General features: G+C 52.4%; 1 protein-coding gene. It reads right to left on the reverse strand.

The window, feature by feature from the left end; all coding sequences use genetic code 11:
- Window positions 1-481: 481 nt before the first annotated feature.
- A partial coding sequence (gene polA / locus FBQ85_29350) for a DNA polymerase I (protein MDL1879238.1) occupies window positions 482-2,326 on the reverse strand: 1,845 nt, incomplete at its 5' end.

Consider the following 2,326-nt stretch of genomic DNA (forward strand, 5'->3'; position numbering starts at 1 on the left):
ATCTCGCCGCCGATTTTCTGCGCAATATCGATCTTCCTCAGGAAGAATTGAGCAAAAGCATTATCGGCACGATCGGCGATCTCGACGCCTACCAGCTTCCCGATGCCAAGGGCTATACCTCGATGGTGCGTTATCTGTTGGGAGATGACGATGACTTCCGCCAGCGCACGCGCGACCAAATTCTGGGCACGACCGTGAAGGATTTCCGCGCGTTTGCCGAGGTTTTGGCAAGTGTAAAGGAGAAGGGACTCGTCGTCGTGCTCGGCTCGCCGGCAGCCATCAACGCGGTGAATGCAGAGCGGAAAGATTGGCTGAAAGTGACCAAGGTGATTTGAACGCTTTTGGCGTCACAGGCAACAAAATCAAAATCCCACTAAAAGCTTTTTTGCTTTTGTGGGATTTTAATTTTGTGGGCGAGGCTTTTAAAGCGGTGAGAAGAACATCAAATTTCATTGGGAAGCTTCAATATGCGTCATCTCTCTCAATGCGCCTCGAGCCAATTTTTGCCCACCCCAACATCGATTTTTACCGGAACATCGAGGCGCACGGCGCCGCCCATTTCAGCGACCACCAATTCTCTCAATTTTTCAATCTCGGCATGCGGCGCTTCGAACACCAGTTCATCGTGTACTTGTAGAATCATGCGCGCTTGCATTTTCTCTTTGTGCAAGCGGCGTTGAATGTTGATCATCGCAATTTTGATGAGATCCGCGGCCGTGCCTTGAATCGGCGTGTTGATCGCGGTGCGTTCGGCCGCTTCGCGCACGCGCTGATTGTCGCTGTTGATGTCAGGCAAATACCGCCGCCGGCCCAACATCGTCGTCACATAGCCATTCTTGTGCGCGTCGGCAATGATGCCCATGATGAACTCATTCACGCCCGGATATTGCACAAAATAATTCGTGATGAAATTCTGCGCCTCCTCCACCGAGATGCCGAGCCGCCGGCTCAGGCCGTATGCGCCCATGCCATACAAAATGCCAAAGTTGATTTCCTTCGCGCGCCGCCGCACCTCCGGCGTCATTTCTTCCATCGGCACATTGAACACGCGCGAAGCTGTCGCCGTGTGAATGTCTTCATCGTTGCGAAATGCGGCAATCATCGCTTCATCTTTGGAGAGATGCGCCATGATGCGCAGCTCGATTTGCGAATAATCGGCGTCGAGCAGTTGCCAGCCCTTTTGCGGCGCGATAAAGGCTTTGCGAATTTGCCGGCCAATCTCCGTGCGAATCGGAATGTTCTGCAAATTCGGATCGCTCGACGACAAGCGCCCGGTGGCCGCCACAGTTTGATTGAAACTCGTGTGCAACCGTTTGGTAAAGGGATTCACGAGCTGCGGCAGATTGTCGACATAGGTCGATTTTAGCTTTGCCAACTCGCGATATTCAATGATCTTCCGGGGCAAATCATGCAGCTTCGACAGCTCTTCCAGCACGTCGGCGTCGGTGGAATAGCCGGTTTTGGTGCGGCGCTTGCGCGGCAGCTTGAGATTTTCGAATAAAATCTTGGCAAGTTGTTGCGGTGAGTTGATATTGAATTCTTCACCCGCCAGCGCATAGATGTCTGCCATCAACGTCGCCAGCAAGCCCTCCAGCTCACCCGACATTTTGGCGAGATAGGGCAAATCCAATCCCACGCCATGCCATTCCATTTCGCGCAATACGTCGACCAGCGGCATTTCAATGGTATCAAACAACTCATGCAGATTCGTCGCACGCAGTTTCTTCTCGAACAATTGATAGAGACGAAACGTGAAATCCGCATCTTCCGCCGCGTATTTCGCGACTTCTGCCACCGGCACCTCGCGCATGCTTTTTTGTTTCTTGCCGGAACCGATCAATTCGCTGGTGGGAATCTTGCGATAATTGAAATGCTCCACACACAACGCATCGAGATTGTGCTGGCGCAAACTGGGATTCAACACGTAACTTGCGACCATCGTGTCATGCACCACGCCGCGGATGGCAACGTCATAGCGCTGCAACACGAGCTGATCATATTTGGTATTCTGACCGCATTTTTTGCGGTTGGCATCTTCCAGGATGGGCTGAAAGATTTTTTTCAAAGAAAGCTCGCGCTTGCCATCAGCCGCTTCCAAAACAAAATCATCGAACGCATTATCAAACAAAGACAACTCGGCTGAGCTTGTTGAAGGCGGTACGGTTGAGCTTGTCGAAGCCCCGACCGGCACATAAAAGCCTTCGCCCTCCTGCCACGAAAAACTCATGCCAACCAGCTCGGCGCGCAACGGATCAGCCGCTGTGGTTTCCGTGTCAAACGCAAAAATTTCCACTTTTTTAAGTTGCTCGGCCAGTTTGCGCACCGC

This window comes from Cytophagia bacterium CHB2 (assembly GCA_030263535.1).
In the GTDB taxonomy this organism is placed as follows: Bacteria; Zhuqueibacterota; Zhuqueibacteria; order Zhuqueibacterales; family Zhuqueibacteraceae; genus Coneutiohabitans.